1 protein-coding gene is annotated in these 288 nt (G+C 57.3%); it reads left to right on the top strand.

What is annotated here, in order from left to right:
- Positions 1-94: 94 nt before the first annotated feature.
- Positions 95-288 (top strand): hypothetical protein (locus KDM89_RS21855; protein WP_212689857.1); only part of this gene is annotated, 194 nt, incomplete at its 3' end.

Raw genomic sequence — 288 nt, 5'->3', positions numbered from 1 at the left:
GGGAAAGTGCTACTGCCGCCTGGGCGCAGTATTTAGCGCGGCAACCCGCACAACAACCCATACAGCAGCCGCATCTGTCATTGAAATGAATACGATGAAATCTCACTTCCTGCGTAACACCCTGCTCGCCATCACCCTGTTCTGTGCCAGCGTTGGTCTGGCGCTGCCCTGGGGTTTGTATTATTACGGTTTGCGCGAACTGTCAGCCATGCCGCAACCCAGCAGTACGCTGCTGAGTCAGGAGCAGCAGGCTGCACAATGGGCGCAGGCTGGCTTTCAGACGCCAAC

The organism is Cognatundibacterium luofuense (assembly GCF_018139685.1).
Taxonomy (GTDB): Bacteria; Pseudomonadota; Gammaproteobacteria; order Burkholderiales; family Burkholderiaceae_D; genus Undibacterium; species Undibacterium luofuense.
This window is presented reverse-complemented; position numbering and strand designations above follow the sequence as displayed.